Annotated in this window: 14 protein-coding genes; 8 read left to right on the top strand and 6 right to left on the bottom strand. The window is 60.5% G+C overall.

The genetic code is table 11. The features are described from left to right. Positions 1-217: 217 nt before the first annotated feature. From AC0IYS_RS20435 to AC0IYS_RS20465, 7 genes are read left to right on the top strand one after another with little or no spacing between them, the layout of a single operon-like run. Entirely contained in the window at positions 218-640 is a 423-nt protein-coding gene (locus AC0IYS_RS20435; RefSeq protein ID WP_471706909.1) for a CsgE family curli-type amyloid fiber assembly protein, read from the top strand. 16 nt (positions 641-656) lie between these two features. Beyond that, positions 657-1,094 (top strand): curli assembly protein CsgF, encoded by a 438-nt coding sequence (locus AC0IYS_RS20440; protein WP_471706910.1) that lies wholly within the window; start codon positions 657-659, stop codon positions 1,092-1,094. After that, the gene (locus tag AC0IYS_RS20445; protein ID WP_471706911.1) at positions 1,091-1,969 is read left to right on the top strand and encodes a CsgG/HfaB family protein; all 879 of its coding nucleotides are present in this window, start codon (positions 1,091-1,093) and stop codon (positions 1,967-1,969) included. Before AC0IYS_RS20440 ends, AC0IYS_RS20445 begins: the two co-directional genes overlap by 4 nt. Next, positions 1,966-2,409, top strand: coding sequence for a hypothetical protein (locus tag AC0IYS_RS20450; protein ID WP_471706912.1), 444 nt, complete (start codon positions 1,966-1,968; stop codon positions 2,407-2,409). The genes AC0IYS_RS20445 and AC0IYS_RS20450 overlap by 4 nt, the downstream gene beginning before the upstream one ends. Before the next feature lie 60 nt (positions 2,410-2,469). Beyond that, positions 2,470-3,429, top strand: a complete 960-nt coding sequence (locus tag AC0IYS_RS20455; protein WP_471706913.1) for a hypothetical protein — start codon at positions 2,470-2,472, stop codon at positions 3,427-3,429. A 48-nt stretch (positions 3,430-3,477) separates the two neighbouring features. Next, on the top strand, positions 3,478-4,221 hold the full coding sequence (locus AC0IYS_RS20460; RefSeq protein WP_471706914.1) for a hypothetical protein: 744 nt from the start codon (positions 3,478-3,480) through the stop codon (positions 4,219-4,221). 45 nt (positions 4,222-4,266) lie between these two features. Next, positions 4,267-5,232 carry a hypothetical protein gene (locus AC0IYS_RS20465; protein ID WP_471706915.1) on the top strand — a complete coding sequence of 322 codons (966 nt, stop codon included), beginning with the start codon at positions 4,267-4,269 and terminating at the stop codon, positions 5,230-5,232. Positions 5,233-5,242: 10 nt separating this feature from the next. On the opposite strand, the gene AC0IYS_RS20470 is transcribed toward AC0IYS_RS20465, so the two are convergent. From AC0IYS_RS20470 to AC0IYS_RS20485, 4 genes are all read right to left on the bottom strand, one after another. Beyond that, a complete protein-coding gene (locus tag AC0IYS_RS20470) occupies positions 5,243-5,497 on the bottom strand; it encodes a hypothetical protein (protein WP_471706916.1) in 255 nt (84 codons plus the stop codon). 201 nt (positions 5,498-5,698) lie between these two features. Then, entirely contained in the window at positions 5,699-6,520 is an 822-nt protein-coding gene (locus tag AC0IYS_RS20475; RefSeq protein ID WP_471706917.1) for a response regulator, read from the bottom strand. Then, entirely contained in the window at positions 6,513-8,210 is a 1,698-nt protein-coding gene (locus AC0IYS_RS20480; RefSeq protein ID WP_471706918.1) for a PAS domain-containing hybrid sensor histidine kinase/response regulator, read from the bottom strand. The genes AC0IYS_RS20475 and AC0IYS_RS20480 overlap by 8 nt, the downstream gene beginning before the upstream one ends. Beyond that, the gene (locus AC0IYS_RS20485) at positions 8,207-8,935 is read right to left on the bottom strand and encodes a Crp/Fnr family transcriptional regulator (protein ID WP_471706919.1); all 729 of its coding nucleotides are present in this window, start codon (positions 8,933-8,935) and stop codon (positions 8,207-8,209) included. The genes AC0IYS_RS20480 and AC0IYS_RS20485 overlap by 4 nt, the downstream gene beginning before the upstream one ends. 303 nt (positions 8,936-9,238) lie before the next feature. On the opposite strand from AC0IYS_RS20485, the gene AC0IYS_RS20490 reads away from it, so the two are divergent. Beyond that, the gene (locus AC0IYS_RS20490) at positions 9,239-11,470 is read left to right on the top strand and encodes an NADP-dependent isocitrate dehydrogenase (RefSeq protein WP_471706920.1); all 2,232 of its coding nucleotides are present in this window, start codon (positions 9,239-9,241) and stop codon (positions 11,468-11,470) included. A gap of 87 nt (positions 11,471-11,557) precedes the next feature. Here AC0IYS_RS20490 and AC0IYS_RS20495 read toward each other — a convergent pair whose 3' ends face one another. Further along, a complete protein-coding gene (locus AC0IYS_RS20495) occupies positions 11,558-11,812 on the bottom strand; it encodes a FitA-like ribbon-helix-helix domain-containing protein (protein WP_471706922.1) in 255 nt (84 codons plus the stop codon). A gap of 337 nt (positions 11,813-12,149) precedes the next feature. Beyond that, positions 12,150-16,340, bottom strand: coding sequence for an NACHT domain-containing protein (locus AC0IYS_RS20500; RefSeq protein WP_471706923.1), 4,191 nt, complete (start codon positions 16,338-16,340; stop codon positions 12,150-12,152). Positions 16,341-16,638 lie beyond the last annotated feature (298 nt).

Consider the following 16,638-nt stretch of genomic DNA (forward strand, 5'->3'; position numbering starts at 1 on the left):
CCTGTTGAGCGGCCAGTATGCATAAGTTTCGCCGTCGAAACCAGTCTGTTCAAACCAACCGGGCTGTGCGCAAATCAAGCAATTCCCGCCGTACAAATTGAGGCCATCTTCTTGATGGCTCGCGACGAGCCCGCATGATCGCCATCAAATTTGCGAGGGAGCCCGGCTCCTATACTGGACTTCACACCTTCCGTCGCCCCACTCTCAGTGAGCTCACATGTCAACTGGTCACATCGTCATCGCCGCGACCTTGTTAACGCTGGGCGGCACCTTGAGCGCGACCGCGACGGCGGCCGACCCCGATCCCGAGCCCGAGCCGGCGACGGGCGTGGTGACCGTGCAGACCGTCACCATCGCCGGCCACGATTTTTCACAGTATTTTCTTGCCGCCTGGCGCGACAAGGAAGGCAGCGAGCACTACACGCTGTCGATCAACGAGCGTCCGTCCGCGCGCCTGGGCAGCGAGGTGTGGATAGGCTTCGCGCAACGCCGCGTGTTTCAAACCCGCCTGCCGCCGGCCCGCGCGGCGATCCGTTCGCTGAGCGAAAACGCGGCCGAGGCGGTCTGGCAAACCGTGCTGCAAACCGACGTCGAACGCAAACTGATCCAGGACGCCGACCTGGCCCCCGATGAATTCTGACCACCAGGAGCGAGCCATGCCCATCATCCGATCTCCACGCCATGCCTGCACCGCCGCCTGCCTTGCCCTGTTTGTGGCCGGCGGCGCCGGTGCCTCGGACATCGTCTACCAGCCGGTCAATCCGGAGTTCGGCGGCTACCCGGCCAATGGCCAGCATCTGCTGGCAACGGCGACGGCCACCAACAAGCACGTCGGCAAGGACGGCCTGGGGCGCTCGATGCTGGACCAGTCGCCGCTGGCCCAGTTCAACCAGACGCTCGAACGCACCGTGCTCAGTCAACTGGCCGCCGCCGCCACCTCCAAGCTGACCGGCGCCGACGGCAAGCTCGTGCCCGGCACGTTCTCGACCCAAAACTTCACCATCAACGTGGTCGACCTGGGCGGCGGCATGCTGCGCATCACCACCACCGACAAGGCGACCGGCGCCTCAACGTCGTTCGAGGTGGCGCAATGAACAGCGTGATGCGCCGCGCCGCGCCGCTTGCCGTGGCGGTCGGGATCTTGCTGCTGTCGTCCGGCTGCGCCCTCACCCACCCGCCGTCGGTCGCGCGCGAGGACGCGCAACTGACACCGTCGACCGTCGCCACCGGCGACCTGCGCAAGCTGCCGCCGCCCAAAGGCAAGGTGGCGGTGGCCGTGTACGGCATCCGGGACCAGACCGGGCAATACAAGCCGGCGCCGGACAGTTCGTTCTCCACCGCCGTCACGCAGGGCGCGTCGTCGATGCTGATCAAGGCACTCAAGGAATCGGGCTGGTTCATTCCGGTCGAACGCGAAAACCTGCAAAACCTGCTGACAGAACGCAAGATCGTGCGCGCGCTGGAAATGCCGCAGCCGGCCGGCACTCCGGCGGTGCAGATTCCGCCGTTGCTGGCGGCGTCGGTGCTGATCGAGGGCGGCATCACCGCGTTCGAAAGCAATGTGCGCACCGGCGGCGCCGGCGCCCGCTTTCTCGGCATCGGCGTCAGCACGCAGTACCGGGTCGACCAGGTCACGGTCAGCTTGCGCACCATCGATATCCGCAGCGGCCAGATCCTGCAAAGCGTGTCGACCACCAAGACCGTCTACGCCTATGAGGTGCATCCGAGTGTGTTCAAGTTCGTCAACGTCAAGGATTTGCTGGAACTGGAGGCCGGCATGACGCGCAACGAACCAACCCAGCTATGCGTGAACGAGGCGATCGAGGCCGGCGTGGCCCATCTGATCGTCCAGGGCGTGCGCGAGGGACACTGGGCGTTGCAGGACCCGGCGCGCTGGTCCGATGCGGTGGTGCAGCGTTATGCCACCGATTACGATACCCGGTACAACCCGGCAGGAGGGATGCCATGAGCGCCCGTCTGAGGATAGCGACGGCTCTGCTCGCGGCACTGCTTGGCCCGGGCTTGTGCACGGCCGGCGATCTGGCCGGCGCGGAGTTGCCGTCCGGGGGCTTGCTGAGCGGCGGCTCGCTGGCCACGGTCGGCCAGCACGGCACCATGAATACGATCGCGGCCGACCAGCGCGGCGGAGAACACAGGCTGTCGGCCTCGCAGCGCGGCCGGCAAAACACGGCGACGGTGGTGCAGGCAGGAGCCGCCAACGCCGTCGAGCTCGAGCAGGTCGGCAAGGGCAACCAGGCCACCGTCGTCCAGGACGGCACCGGCAACAGCGCTTTTGTCGATCAGCATGGCAACGCCAACAGCGCGCGCATCGAACAGCACGGCCACGACGCCAGCGCCCGCGTCACGCAGAACGGCGACGGCAAACGCGTCACCGTGATCCAGCATTGACGACCTCCGTCAAATCGGGAACCCCCGCCGCCATCGTTTTACCACTAGAAAGGAGCCATCATGAACTACGCACTGTCCACCATCGCCGCCGGCCTGTTGCTGGCCGCGTCCAGCGCCTCCGCGCAATTCGCCAACACCGCCACGCTCACCCAAACCGGCAGCGGCAACTCGGCCTATGCCGAACAGCATCGCGCCAGCAACGCCGTCGCGGCCATCACGCAATCCGGCAACGACAACACCGTGGGGGATCCGACCGCACGGTCCGGCGGGATCCTGCAACGCGATGTAAACGGCTCCGACATCACCGTTGCCCAAACGGGCGACAACAACGCATTCACGCTGCTGCAAACCATCGGCGACCGCAATCTCGCGCGGGTCGAGCAGTCCGGCGTCGGCAACGTCGCCACCGTGTTGCAGAACAGCGTGTTCCAATCGGCCGACACCATCGTGCAACAAGGCGAGCGCAACACGATCGACAGCCGCAACGCAGAAAGTCTTGCCACCGGCGCCACGATCACGCAACGGGGCGCCGACAACGTCGTCAACGTGGCCACCACGCTGTCCGGTTTTTCGGGACCGATCATCAGCCAGCAGGGCGATCGCAACCGCACGACGGTCAACCAGGACAACGCGTTCTTGTCCTTCTCCAGCATCAACCAGCAGGGCATGGACAACCGGGCGACGGTCAACCACAGCGCTACGCTGTCGACCACCTTGTTCATCACGCAGACCGGTAACGACAACCAGGCCACCGCCAACCTCGACGGCAACCAGACCGTGTCGATGATCACGCAGACCGGCAACCAGAACATCGCGACCGTCAGTCAAGGCCGGTACCTGAACGAGTCGACCATCCTGCAGAGCGGCAACCTCAATACGGCGTCCATCGCGCAAACCGGCTTGCCCGCGTCGCCAACGGCGCTGGCCAACACCGCCTGGATCACGCAGATCGGCGAGGGCTTCGTCGCCAGCATCACCCAGACGGGCAGCGGCAATTCGGCCGGCATCTATCAACATTGAGCGCCCCCACCGCCTCCGCCCCTTCCCCTTTCACTGCAAGGAGCCGCTATGAAGTCCGCAATGTTTACAGGCGCCACCGTTTTGCTGTTGGCCGCGTCCAGCGCGTCCGCGCAGGATCAGGCCAGCGCCGCCATCACGCAAAGCGGTGTCGGCAACCAGTCCTACATCGAGCAGCACCAGGTCACCAGCGAATCGCAGGTGACCGTCACGCAGAACGGCAACGACAACAAAGTGGGCGACCCGGGCAGCCGGGCCGGCGGCATCCTGCAGCGCGACACCAATCGCATGCGGGTCAGCGTCAACCAGCTGGGCGACAACAACCAGGCGGCGTTCGGACAGCTCACCGGCGATTTCGACCTGGCCTTCGTCAACCAGACCGGCAACGGCAACTTCGCCACGATCCAGCAGAACCGCGCCTACGAGTCGGTGGTGCGCATCGAACAAAACGGCGAGCGCAACCTGATCGACGTGGCTGGCACCGAAATCCTGGCTTTCGGCTTCGACGCCTCGCAGACCGGCTCGGACAACGTGATCAGCCTGGCGCGCAGCTGGTCCGGCTTTGGCGGGCCGGACGTGACGCAGGAAGGAATCGGCAACCGCGCGGCGGTCACCCACGACCGGGCCGACTACTCGTTCGTCGACATCCGCCAGCTGGGCATGGGCAACCAGGCCACCGCCAGCCAGACCAACACGATGGTCACCACCGCATGGATCACCCAAACCGGCGACGGCTTCTCGGCCGCCACCACGCAGACAGGCAACGGCCACCGCGCAGGCATCCACCAGCATTGAACCACCGGCGTCGCCCCCTTTTTCTCATCGCATCAAGGAGCTATCATGAACCATCCAACATTCACCGCCGCCTTCGGCCTGTCCCTGGCCTTGGCCCTGGCCGGCCCCGCCGCGTTCGCACAAGAGCCCACCACCGCCGCCGTCGCGCAAACGGGTACCGGCAATCAAGCCTACGTCGAACAGCGATCGTCCGAAGGAGCCACCGTCTCCATCGTTCAAACGGGCAACAACAACGTGATCGGCGACCCGGCCAGCCGCACCGGCGGCGTGCTGATGAGCGAAACGCCGCGCATGATCGTCGAGATCAGTCAGCTGGGCGATGCCAACCAGCTCACCTTGCAACATCGTGAGGGCGGCTTTTTCGGCTTTGCCTACCTCAACCAGTCCGGCACCGGCAACATCGTCAGCTTGTTGCAGAATGGCGTGTACGAATCGACGATCCGGGTCGAGCAGCATGGCGAACGCAACGTCATCGATGACCGGGCCGAGGCCTCGGGACCGCTCAGCTTCCGCCCCAGCCAGTACGGGTCAGACAATGTCATCACCACCAGGCGCACCCATTCCGGCTACGCCGGCATGCCGATCTACCAGGAAGGCACGGGCAACCGTGCCACCGTCACGTACGACGATGCCTTCTATTCCGGAATCGGCATCCGCCAGACCGGCATCGGCAACGAGGCGCGCGGCAGCATGACCTCGACCGGTTTCGCGACCGACGCCCATATCAACCAGGACGGCGCAGGCAATCTGGCGGTCACCGACATCCGTGCGTCCGGCGGCGCGGAGACGACGCAAACGGGGAACGCCAACACCGCCACCGTCGGCCAGACCACCGGATCGAACGTGTCGGCCATCAGTCAGACGGGCTCGCTCAACACGGCCGCCACGATGCAGACCGGCGTCGCCTATACGATGCCGAACACGGCCTGGATCACGCAAATGGGTGAGGGTTTTGTTGCCGGCATCACGCAGACGGGCAGCGGCAATAGCGCCGGCATCCATCAGCACTGAGTGCGCGGCGTTACGTTGCGACGCGGAGCTGTCCGAAGGCGAGCTTGGCGGCGGCGAGGTCTTCCAGCGCGGTGCCGACAGCCTTGAAGACGGTGCGTTGTTCGGGCGATGTTCGGCCGGGGACCTGGCCGCGCGCCAACGATGCCAGGTCGCCCCGTATGTCCTCGCTCTTCAGGCAGCCGGCGGCGATGGCGTCGCGCAACGACTGTATCAGCGCCGGAAACGGCAGCGCGTCGGTCAGCGATGATTCACTTTTCAGCAGCATCGGCATTCCTCTAATTCACGTAGGGCGGATTAGCGTAGCGTAATCCGCCATGAGCCGCCAGCGGCGCACGCATGGCGGATTACGGCGTTCCGCCTCCTAAGGCCTACCGGCAGGTAGGCCGCCTCCTTCGGTGGGCCCCCGGGGCGGATTGGCGGGCCTCACCCGCTAATCCGCCCTACGTGTCTCCGTGGTATTTTCAGGTCAGCGGTCAGCCGTCGCGCCGAACATCGCCGCCATCGCCGTCACATCCCGCCCCACGCCACGGTAGCCGACAAAGCGGCTGGCCTCGTCGAACATCGGCTCGCCGCTGACCTGCAGATACTGCACCCTGCCGTTGCCGGCGGTGCGCCGGTAAACGAAATCGAGGAAAGGCTTGCGCTCGGCGATGTTGGCTTCCAGGGTCGCGCGCTCGGCCACGTCCCAGCCGTCGGCGGCGCTGGCGCCGATGCCGACCATGTCCATCACCGGTCCAGACCAGTGGCTGAGCTTGCCTCCGGCGTCCTGCTCCCAGTACCAGTCGCTCGATAGCTCGGCGAAGCGCTGGAAGCGCGCCTCGCTGGCGCGCAGCTCGGCCGTGCGTTGCATCACCTGGTGTTCCAGCTCCTGGTTATAGCGGTTGAGCTGGCGGTGCAGCAGGCGCACTTCCAGCATGTTGTGGATGCGCGTCTCGACCTCGACCAGCTCGAACGGCTTGGCGACGAAATCCTTGGCGCCGGCTTGCAATGCGCGCAACTTGTGGCCGGGCTGGGCGGTCACCACCAGCACCGGCACGTAGCCGTCGGGCTCGATCGACTTGAGCGCTTCGAGCACCTCGAAGCCGTCCATGCCCGGCATTTGCAGGTCGAGCAGGATCAGGTCGTAGTGGTTGGCCAGGTGCAGCGCGCCGACGGCGAACGGATCCATCGTGCTGGTGACGCGGGTGTAGCCGGCGTTGTCGAGCATGCGCTCGAGCAGCATGACGTTGGCCTCCTGATCGTCGACGATCAGGATACTGGCGTTTAATATCTGGCTGGCGTCAATCATGGTGCACTTCCTTATGGGCGGCGGCAAACGCCAGCGCCAGGTCCAATGCGTCCATGAACTGGGCCACGTTGATGGGTTTGGTGAGATAGCGGAAGAAACCGGCCTCCACGCCTTTTTCTATGTCGCGCGGCATGGCATTGGCCGACAGCGCCATCACCGGGATGTGGGCGGTGGTCGGATCTTCCTGCAGGATTTTCAGGCAGCCGAAACCGCTGACGCCGGGCAGGTTGATGTCCATCAGAATCACGTCCGGCTGGTAGGTGCGCGCCAGCTGGATGCCGGCGTAGCCGTCGATCGCCGTCAGCAGCTTGAGGTCGGGACGGCGCGTGATCAGCTGCTCGACCAGGTTCAGGTTGGCCGGATTGTCCTCGACATACAGCAAGGTGCGCGGCGCCGAGATGATCTGCGCATCGATATAGGTGCTGGTGTCGAACGCGGCCATCTCCAGCACCGGCTCGTCGCTGGCGGCCAGCTCGACCCAGAACGTGGTGCCGGCGCCGACCGTGCTGTCGACACCGATGGAACCGTGCATCAACTCCACCAGTTGCTTGGTGACCACCAGGCCGATGCCGGTGCCCTCCTCGCCGCCCTCCTCCTGGCCGAGGCGGTTGAACGGCTCGAACAGGTGGACGATCTGCTCCTGGCTCAGGCCGGCGCCGGTGTCGACCACGCTCACGCGCACCATGCCGTCGCTGCCTTCGGCGCAGGTCACCGTTACGCTGCCGCCGACGCGGTTGTATTTGATGGCGTTCGACAGCAGGTTGATCATCACCTGCTTGACGCGGGTGCGGTCGGCGTGGACGAAGAACGGCCGCGCCATCGGGCTGAATACGAGCCGGATGCCGCGCTTTTGCGCCTGCGGAGCGACCATCGCCTCGCAATCCTTGAGCACGTCGGATAGCCCCATCGATTCCTGCGACATCGTCACCTTGCCCGATTCGATCATGGCCAGGTCGAGGATTTCGTTAATCAGCTGCAGCAGATACCAGCCGCCCTTGAGGATCTGGTCGATCGAGCGCAGCTGCGAAGGGGTCGGCGGCGGCTTGTCCGACGCCAGCAGTTGCGCGAAGCCGAGCACGGCGTTGAGCGGCGTGCGCAGCTCGTGACTCATGCTCGAGAGAAACTCCGATTTGGCCCGGTTGGCCTTGTCGGCCACGGCGCGCGCGGCCTCCAGCTCGACGTTGGTCTCCTGCAGCGCCAGTTGCTGCTCGCGCAGGCGGGCGTCGAGCACGGCCTGCGCCGCCTCGACCTGCTTGCGGGCCGTGTTGTCGGTGCCGATCAGCAAATAGCCGATAATCTTGTCGTCGCCGTCGCGCAGCGGGCTGACCGAGACGATGGCGGGGAAGCGGCTGCCGTCCTTGCGCACATGGGTCAGCTCATACACATCCTCGATGCCGCGCGAGGCCTTGAACGCCAGCGCCTCGAAGCCCGGGCGGATGGTGGTGCCCAGCTCCAGGCTCAGCGCCTCGGCCCGCTCTATCATCTCCTGGGCGTCGGAAATGCCGGCCGGCGTGGTCAGGTTGACCATCTCCGACGCGCTATAACCGAGCATGCGCTCGGCGCCGACGTTGAACAGCTGGATGACGCCCTGGGCGTCGGTGGCGATGCAGGAAAAATTGGCGCTCTTGAAAATGGCCTGCTGCAAGGCGTCGGCCTTGAGCAGCGGCGCGTCGGTCTTGTTCTGGCTCATTGGGATCCCTGGCGTTGCCGCACGTCTGACATCAGCCGCGCGAATTCCTTTTTGACGACGTCGTAGCACTCGCACACCTCGGCCTCCAGGCCGACCCTGTCGAGCACGGTGATATGGCCGCGGCGGTAGCTGATGTAGCCGTTCTCCTGCAACTTGCCGGCGGCGACGGTGACGCCCTCGCGGCGCACGCCCAGCATGTTGGCGATCAATTCCTGGGTCATCGTCAATTCGTTGCCCGGCAAGCGGTCGAGCGTGAGCAGCAGCCAGCGGCACAGTTGCTGCTCGACCGTGTGGTGGCGGTTGCAGACGGCCGTCTGCGACATCTGCGTCAGCAGCGCCTGCGTGTAGCGCAGCAGCAGGCGCATCACGGGACCGGCGCGGTTGAACTCCTCCATCAGGATATGCGACTTGAGGCGGTAGCCGTGGCCGGCCGTTTGCACCACCGCGCGGCTTGGCGTTGTATTTCCGCCCATAAACAACGAGATGCCCAGGATGCCCTCGTTGCCGACGCCGGCGATCTCGGACGAGCCGCCGTTCTCCAGCACATAGTGCAGGGAAACAATGGCCGATGTGGGGAAATAAACATGTTGGAGTTGTCCGCCGGACTCGTACAGCACGTCGCCCAGCCGCATCATGATGGGTTCGAGGTGCGGCGACAGGCGCGCGAAATCGGACTCCAGCAGGGCGGACAGCAGGTGGTTTTGGTTCGGGTCGTTGAGACGCATGGAAACATTCGTTATCCAGTCGTCAACTAGGCGGGCTGCGGGGACGGTGAACGATGACCGTGCCGCACAATAGCACATCCGGGCCGCCGGCACCCGGCCAGCCGCTGAAACGGCAAAAAACGCCCTGGCGACCCCGTCCTTTGCAGGGGTTTCCGCCCATCTCCGCCCGTATTGTCCTAAAATAAGCGCTTGAGTGAAAATGGCGACCGCGCCAACGCACCATCCGCTCCGGGTTTGCGCAGACTATCCTGCCCGACCCGGGAACGGGATCATTAACTACACTACCGTATACAAGGGAATGACATGTCAACAGAAAAGTCAAAAATCATCTACACACTGACTGACGAGGCGCCATTGCTGGCGACGTATTCCCTGCTACCGATTATCAAAAAGTTCACCGCGCCGGCCGGCGTCGACGTTATCGCCAAAGATATTTCCGTCGCCGCCCGCGTGCTGGCCGAATTCCCGGAATTCCTGACCGAAGAACAAAAAGTCCCCAACACCCTGGCCGAACTGGGCGCCCTGACGCTCAAGCCGGAAGCCAACATCATCAAGCTGCCTAACATCTCGGCCTCGGTGGCCCAGTTGCAGGCCGCCATCCGCGAACTGCAGGAAAAGGGCTACGCCCTGCCCGACTTCCCGGAAGACCCGAAAACCGACGAGGAAAAAGCCCTCAAGGCGCGCTACAGCAAGTGCACCGGCTCGGCCGTGAACCCGGTTCTGCGCGAAGGCAACTCCGACCGTCGCGCGCCCAAGGCTGTCAAGGAATACGCCCGCAAGCACCCGCACTCGATGGGCGAATGGAGCCAGGCCTCGCGCACCCACGTGTCGCACATGCACGGCGGCGACTTCTACGACGGTGAAAAGTCGATCACCCTGGACAAGGCCCGCAACGTCAAGATGGAACTGATCACCGCCTCGGGCAAGGCCATCGTGCTCAAGCCGAAGGTCGCGCTGCAGGCCGGCGAGATCATCGACTCCATGTTCATGAGCAAAAAGGCGCTGCTGGCGTTCTACGAGAAGGAAATCGACGACGCCTACAAGACCGGCGTGATGTTCTCGCTGCACGTCAAGGCCACGATGATGAAGGTATCGCACCCGATCGTGTTCGGCCACTGCGTGCGCATCTTCTACAAGGACGCGTTCGAAAAGCACGCCAAGCTGTTCGAGGAACTGGGCGTGAACGTCAACAACGGCATGGTCAACCTGTACGACAAGATCGACAAGCTCCCTTCGTCGCAGAAGGAAGAGATCATGAAGGACCTGCACGCCTGCCTGGAGCACCGTCCGAAGCTGGCCATGGTCGATTCGGCCAAGGGCATCACCAACTTCCATTCGCCCAACGACGTCATCGTCGACGCCTCGATGCCGGCCATGATCCGCATCGGCGGCAAGATGTGGGGCGCCGACGGCCGCACCGCCGACGTCAAGGCGGTCATGCCGGAGTCGACCTTCGCCCGCATCTACCAGGAGATGATCAACTTCTGCAAATGGCACGGCAACTTCGACCCGACCACCATGGGCACCGTGCCCAACGTCGGCCTGATGGCCCAACAGGCCGAGGAATACGGCTCGCACGACAAGACGTTTGAAGTGGCCGAAGGCGGCATCGCCAACATCACCGACCTCGACACGGGCGAAGTGCTGCTGACCCAGACCGTGGAAGCCGGCGACATCTGGCGCATGTGCCAGGTCAAGGACGCGCCGATCCGCGACTGGGTCAAGCTGGCCGTCACGCGCGCCCGCCAGTCCGGCATGCCGGCCGTGTTCTGGCTCGACACCTACCGTCCGCATGAAGCCGAAGTGATCAAGAAGGTCCAGCTCTACCTCAAGGACCACGACACCAGCGGCCTGGACATCCACATCATGTCGCAGACCCGCGCCATGCGCTACACGCTGGAACGCGTCTCGCGCGGCCTCGACACGATCTCGGTGACCGGCAACATCCTGCGCGACTACCTGACCGACCTGTTCCCGATCCTGGAACTGGGCACCAGCGCCAAGATGCTGTCGATCGTGCCGCTGATGGCCGGTGGCGGCATGTACGAGACCGGCGCCGGCGGTTCGGCGCCCAAGCACGTCAAGCAGCTGGTCGAGGAAAACCACCTGCGTTGGGATTCGCTGGGCGAGTTCCTGGCGCTGGCGGTCTCGCTCGAGGAGCTGGGCATCAAGGAAGGCAACGCCAAGGCCAAGATCCTGGCGCAGACCTTGGATGTGGCCACCGGCAAGCTGCTCGACAACAGCAAATCGCCATCGTCGCGCACCGGCGAGCTGGACAATCGCGGCAGCCACTTCTACCTGTCGCTGTACTGGGCCCAGGCCCTGGCCGCCCAGACCGACGACGCCGAGCTGCAAGCGCACTTCGCGCCGCTGGCCAAGGCGCTGGCCGAGAACGAAGGCAAGATCGTGGGCGAGTTGAAGGATGTGCAGGGCAAGCCGGCCGAGATCGGCGGCTACTACTATCCGGACCCGGCCAAGACCGAAGCGATCATGCGTCCTAGCGCCAGCTTCAACGCGGCGCTCGACAGCATCTGACGATCCGCTTGTGAATGCGGCGCCTAGCGCCGCGCCTACACAACGAAAAGGGAAGCCCATGGGCTTCCCTTTTTTACTTCCCCACAATCAGTCAAACCTCAGCGGCTCGGCTGGTATCTTGTCTTCCATCGACCACAACCCCTCGACATTCTCGTCTGTCAATCCGGTATTGTGGAACAACGCGACTATCGCATCGCCAAGGCGCACGCGCCTCTTGTGTTTCACCGCTGCTGAGAGAATTTCGCGAACCTCGGCCTCCGTGCTCTGCCCGTGTTGAGTCGCACGCATGCGCAAGGCCTGATATACGTCGTCGGGAAAATTTCGAACTATCAGCGTTACCATCAATAGCTCCATTGAACGAATGTATGGATACATGTTATCGCATCAAACCCACATACCTCCGCTGATGCGCAACAAACGTACCGGTAGCAAACACACCTGCGAGCTAGATGTCACGACTGACCTCACAGTCGTCCTCGTCATACTTCCGCAGTAGCGACTGTAGGCTCAAACCAGTCGAAACTATTTCAACGCACAACGCGGCGAACAAAGTTACGAGCTAGCTCAACAGAGCGCGGCAATTTCACTGCTAGCGCCTGCTGCTGGCTTAAAACGGCACCTCTACAGGTTCCCTCTCGAAAACACTTTTATCCTAAATGATGGGTTAAACGAAACTGGCTCATACGTAACAACGGAAATCGAAGATTGCCAGAGACTCGACAGAGCGACTACTCAGTGCGTTGTGCTCCGATTTAATCCGCTCAGCTTCACTCGTCAGGTAACTGCGTAAGACATCGAACGGTTGCAGCCCTTCGTATCCAGGCACCGCCCATCGACGCTCCTTTAGTCGAAAGAGTACAAGTACACCGTTCGCGCTGTTATTCCCCTTGAGGTACTGCCCCACCATCTGGTCTCGTAAAGTGGACACTAACTCCGACACGGAATACCTTTCGTCATCCAAAGGCTTAATTTCGATGCAGACGGTAAAGCCTCTCCCCGTCCCTAGCTGAATATCGGTTTTCTTATCGTCATCGACCTCTTCCTCTCGCTGAACGGAAAATCGCTTCATGGGGTTTCGTTCTGCCAGGCGAGCAGCGAGCCAAAGCTGCACATCTTTTTCTTTCATCCTCGGTTTGAACAGCCGGCGGTCGCTAAACGGCCCCTCTTCCAAGCCGCGACGGATCTCGATCAATCTGGCCATAACTTGCTTTAGCAGCCCAGCTTCAGACATAGGGTCGGCTTCAAATCCGTCGATAATAATTTGAAGTGCCTCAGGCTCCATAATAGAATTACCTTGAGCATCGGCCGCAGCGTGTTCAAACTGCTGCGACAACAACCAGAAACGCACAGCCTCATCTGGCTCTTGGGCCGCGATCTCGGCCAAAGCACGGTTCGCAAGCTCGCCAGGACTGGAACGCAGCAAATTTGGGATGGACCCGACCATAGCTGAAATTGGTTCCTTGTCGAACGGTTCCATCTCACCTAGCGGCTTCGATAGCGGCAACAACAATCTGTAAAGCTGAACAAGGACATCAACATATACGTTCCCGGCAAATGACGACGATGCTTTCAAACCGCCGAAATTCTGAGCGAACAAACGTAGCTGTGCATCGTGGCCTTCGCGGATATCGACAACGTGCACCTTGAACCAAGCCCAAGCGGCCTGAGGCTCCGCGTGAAGCCAACGGCGATACCAACTAAACTCTGACAATAATCCATCTGATGCAACCGAGTTCATTACAATTCCACGCGCGATCGCCGCCTGTTCCTCTATGCTTAGCACTGCCGCCACTACCATCTCGTCAAATAACCCAAGCCTATATGTCGGATGGTTGAAATCTGAGTCAGACGGCAGCGCCTTCAGCTTACGCAGCAAAGGTAACTTAATTTCAGGCGACAAACGCATAGCAAATTTGATGACGCTGCATGAAGCCTTATCAGCATTTTCACTCACAGCTTCGGCCATCACCCATTCGGACAGACTCTCCACAACATCAGCTTCGTGCCCAACATAAATGGGTTTGAACAAGTCCGATGGTCCGTTCGGGAACCACAAATCCAAACGGGCTAGCTTACCTATAGGTGCGGATTGTATCAAGGCATCTCGAACGCCTAGTTCGAGTGCCGCTGTTGCCGCCAACAATACACTCCACGGAAAAGCGCCACTTTGGTAGTCGGCTGGGTTGGGTATTTCAATGTTCTTAAAATGAAGCATCAGCCCTGCAAAGAGGGCATCGGCAATTTCCGGACTAAACTCCCGTGCAACTTTAGAAAAATCCAGATTCTCAAAAAAATTAATTCGCATCCTGTTAAAAACAAAACCCGCCATCTTCCTTAGCGCGTTGGGTTCGCCCAAAGCAACTATTTCAAGGTCTTTCGTCATGAGTGCAATATCACTCAGGCTTGCTTGGCGTCGGTTGCGCTCGCGAACGCGCTCCTCGTTCGTAAAATTCCTACTCGAGCAACGACTCTTCACGAACATTGCCACTGCTTGCCCGATCGATTCCCGACGAACGTTTGACTCGTTGCCAAAAATCAACTTGGCCAGCGCTTCCCGACGGGCACGTTTCTGCAGAGTTCGAAACACAAGTCCAACCGCCACGCCAAACCAGATCGCGCGATATTCATTTGACTCGCCAGCGTCGTTTGCCCTACTGGTGACTTCAGCTAAGTCGGCCAGATGCAAGGTCACAATGCTGCCATAACCCAGACGATTAATATTTTTCCCAGCATCAGCTGCTGCGAATCGTTCAATCAATCGCCAGCGCAAACCGCCATGTTTTTCAATTAGCCCCTCAACACGCGCGAGTGCATCATTCCGAGCCAACCGTGAGTGCCGAATCAAATCAATTTGTTCGGCTGCGCCCACCGCAACCTCATCTACTTCACCGTCTTCCGGTAACAGAGTCAGGAGTCGTTCAAAGCAATCTGGTAATACTTCATAGAGCCAAATAAGCGGCGCAGCGGCAGAGTCCACGTCTCCCCCAAACCGTGCTCCATCGCTTACTTCAGGAAGCGACTGGAGTATCGCCTGCAGCGCAGTTCTCACAACTTCGACGTCAGTTTCTGACTCTACCAATCGGCTAACCGACTGCGCCATTTCACCGCCAATTTGATTTGCATCCGGCGAACTCTGAAGGAACACATCGACAAGTTCGGCGAGATCAAAGTCCTTCAAACCAGTAGCCTCCATCGCCGCAGCGATCAAGCTATTGTTGCCCGCGAACGTCCACTCCAACAGGGTCCGTTTCACAGTACGTTTTTGTTCGGCGCCGCCAATCACGCCGATAGCTCTAACCGCCATCAAAAAGCGATAGCTTCGATGTGGTGCTGAGTCATAAATACTCTTCACGGCATCTGCGCAGTCCTTAACCGCGCCGCGAAGAACATACTGCAACAATGTCATACACGCCGGCTCACTCGGGGAAAATTCCAGAACTAAATTCGCCAGAAAGCCGGGCCTTAGCGGCAGCACTGCGCGCCGAATCTCACTTACAGAGTTCGACCAATCTTTATGCCGACCGCTCGCGAGCAGACGAATATATCCGGCAAAGGCCTGTTCTGCCGTTGGCGCATCCCACGCCGCCGGGTCCCCATCAAAAACATAGGTTTCTGGGAATTTTGCTGCCGCCCATTGCCGGAAATTAGAGTCAATCGCACACGCCCAACAAAGCGCGTAGCGCCTCGATGGAATTAGCAAATTCCTGCCGTACAAGTTGGAAGAGAATAAGCCACACAGAAGCTCAAAAGGAACTCCCGCTTTAAATTTCCGCACCACCCATCGGCCCGCCAAAAATTCGCGTATCGACCGATGATTGAAACGCACGCGATCGTAAGTAGCCAAGTCGAAAACAGCTGACTTCAGCAGATAATCAATCTCGCTGGGCTTTAACTTTGGCAGGATTCGTTGGGCTGACAACTCATTCGGCTGCGGCGATTCCGACAGTGAGAAGAACGCCCTGCCTGACATCTCCGCCGCAGCGGCAAGCTCCTCGACGCAGAGCTCCATCTCAGACATTGCAAGCACCGAAGCAGCATTCTTATACGTTACGTTGTGTTCGCTAAGCCTGTTGCGCACATGCTCCTGCATGAGCTCTAAATAGCTTCCCAGACGCTGATTGCTGTTCCAATAACCGACCAGCCACTTGAGGTCGCGGGGTCGAACAGCCATTTCGAGATAGTCACCATCTTCTACATTTGCCCAGAACAGAGCCTCATTTCTCACACAAAAAAACCGAGCTAGCCGCTCACGGTCATTCTTTGACAACGGCTTCAAGAGAACCGCTTTAGTCCTAGGAACGTCTAATCCTAAAGGTCGGGCCAAGGCGGCTTCCATCTCGTCAGGCCCCATCGTCACCAGAAATGTAGGAACAGTAAGAAACTCATGGACGGCATCAGGCACCGCTGGAACTGCCCAATCAGAATGCCGACTTGACAATACAAACCTGGCGCGGCCTAAGTACGGCTGGAGCTTCTCGTGGACAAATCCCAGCGCAGTCCGAAACGCAGTAGGAGTAGCCAGACGTGACTCATCAATCGCATCAAGGAAGAAAAATCCGATTTCCCTCGATGCTTCCCATACTTTAAAAAGCGCTACATCAGCTGGAGAAAGTGCCCAGTGGTTTGCGTCAATAATTGCGTTAATCGAGACAAACAAAGCGAACGTTCCCGAGCGGCGTAAGACTTCGACCCGATTTTGAAATTCAGCAGTTTTCCCGACGCCGGCCTCGCCTAGCACCACTACAACCGCACGCTCTTTTAATGTTTCCCAGGTTGGTCCTTTCTCACGCAAGGAAAGGTAACCAGCCCAAGTGTGCTCATCATGGTCACCGACATTCGTTGAAAACTCTCGATTTAGCTGAAGATTCATTAACTCATCTCACAATTTCGGAAATTATACGGGCGCCGTACGAAAGACCAGTTCTTGGCGAATGCACTCGACGTTACTGGGCTCCAGGCGGTCGAATTCCATCGTGTTGGACGTAAGGCTTCATGACATTCTGACGACGTCAAATATCCACGAAGAAGCCCATCCGTAGTTACAGCCCTTTCCTCAGGGAGTTCAATCCCATTACTCCGATCAAATTTCTGTATTTTCCAAAAGTGCTCGACGTGCCCCCCGGCCCTGAGTTTCGTCTTCACATTGAGGTTCAACAAAGTTTACGCCA

The sequence above is a fragment of the Duganella sp. AC237 genome (assembly GCF_979254035.1).

What these genes read in the sequence shown, in the direction of transcription:
- AC0IYS_RS20435 (WP_471706909.1), top strand. Translation starts at nt 218, where the DNA reads ATGTCAACTGGTCACATCGTCATCGCCGCGACCTTGTTAACGCTGGGC.
- AC0IYS_RS20440 (WP_471706910.1), top strand. Translation starts at nt 657, where the DNA reads ATGCCCATCATCCGATCTCCACGCCATGCCTGCACCGCCGCCTGCCTT.
- AC0IYS_RS20445 (WP_471706911.1), top strand. Translation starts at nt 1,091, where the DNA reads ATGAACAGCGTGATGCGCCGCGCCGCGCCGCTTGCCGTGGCGGTCGGG.
- AC0IYS_RS20450 (WP_471706912.1), top strand. Translation starts at nt 1,966, where the DNA reads ATGAGCGCCCGTCTGAGGATAGCGACGGCTCTGCTCGCGGCACTGCTT.
- AC0IYS_RS20455 (WP_471706913.1), top strand. Translation starts at nt 2,470, where the DNA reads ATGAACTACGCACTGTCCACCATCGCCGCCGGCCTGTTGCTGGCCGCG.
- AC0IYS_RS20460 (WP_471706914.1), top strand. Translation starts at nt 3,478, where the DNA reads ATGAAGTCCGCAATGTTTACAGGCGCCACCGTTTTGCTGTTGGCCGCG.
- AC0IYS_RS20465 (WP_471706915.1), top strand. Translation starts at nt 4,267, where the DNA reads ATGAACCATCCAACATTCACCGCCGCCTTCGGCCTGTCCCTGGCCTTG.
- AC0IYS_RS20470 (WP_471706916.1), bottom strand. Translation starts at nt 5,497, where the DNA reads ATGCTGCTGAAAAGTGAATCATCGCTGACCGACGCGCTGCCGTTTCCG.
- AC0IYS_RS20475 (WP_471706917.1), bottom strand. Translation starts at nt 6,520, where the DNA reads ATGATTGACGCCAGCCAGATATTAAACGCCAGTATCCTGATCGTCGAC.
- AC0IYS_RS20480 (WP_471706918.1), bottom strand. Translation starts at nt 8,210, where the DNA reads ATGAGCCAGAACAAGACCGACGCGCCGCTGCTCAAGGCCGACGCCTTG.
- AC0IYS_RS20485 (WP_471706919.1), bottom strand. Translation starts at nt 8,935, where the DNA reads ATGCGTCTCAACGACCCGAACCAAAACCACCTGCTGTCCGCCCTGCTG.
- AC0IYS_RS20490 (WP_471706920.1), top strand. Translation starts at nt 9,239, where the DNA reads ATGTCAACAGAAAAGTCAAAAATCATCTACACACTGACTGACGAGGCG.
- AC0IYS_RS20495 (WP_471706922.1), bottom strand. Translation starts at nt 11,812, where the DNA reads ATGGTAACGCTGATAGTTCGAAATTTTCCCGACGACGTATATCAGGCC.
- AC0IYS_RS20500 (WP_471706923.1), bottom strand. Translation starts at nt 16,340, where the DNA reads ATGAATCTTCAGCTAAATCGAGAGTTTTCAACGAATGTCGGTGACCAT.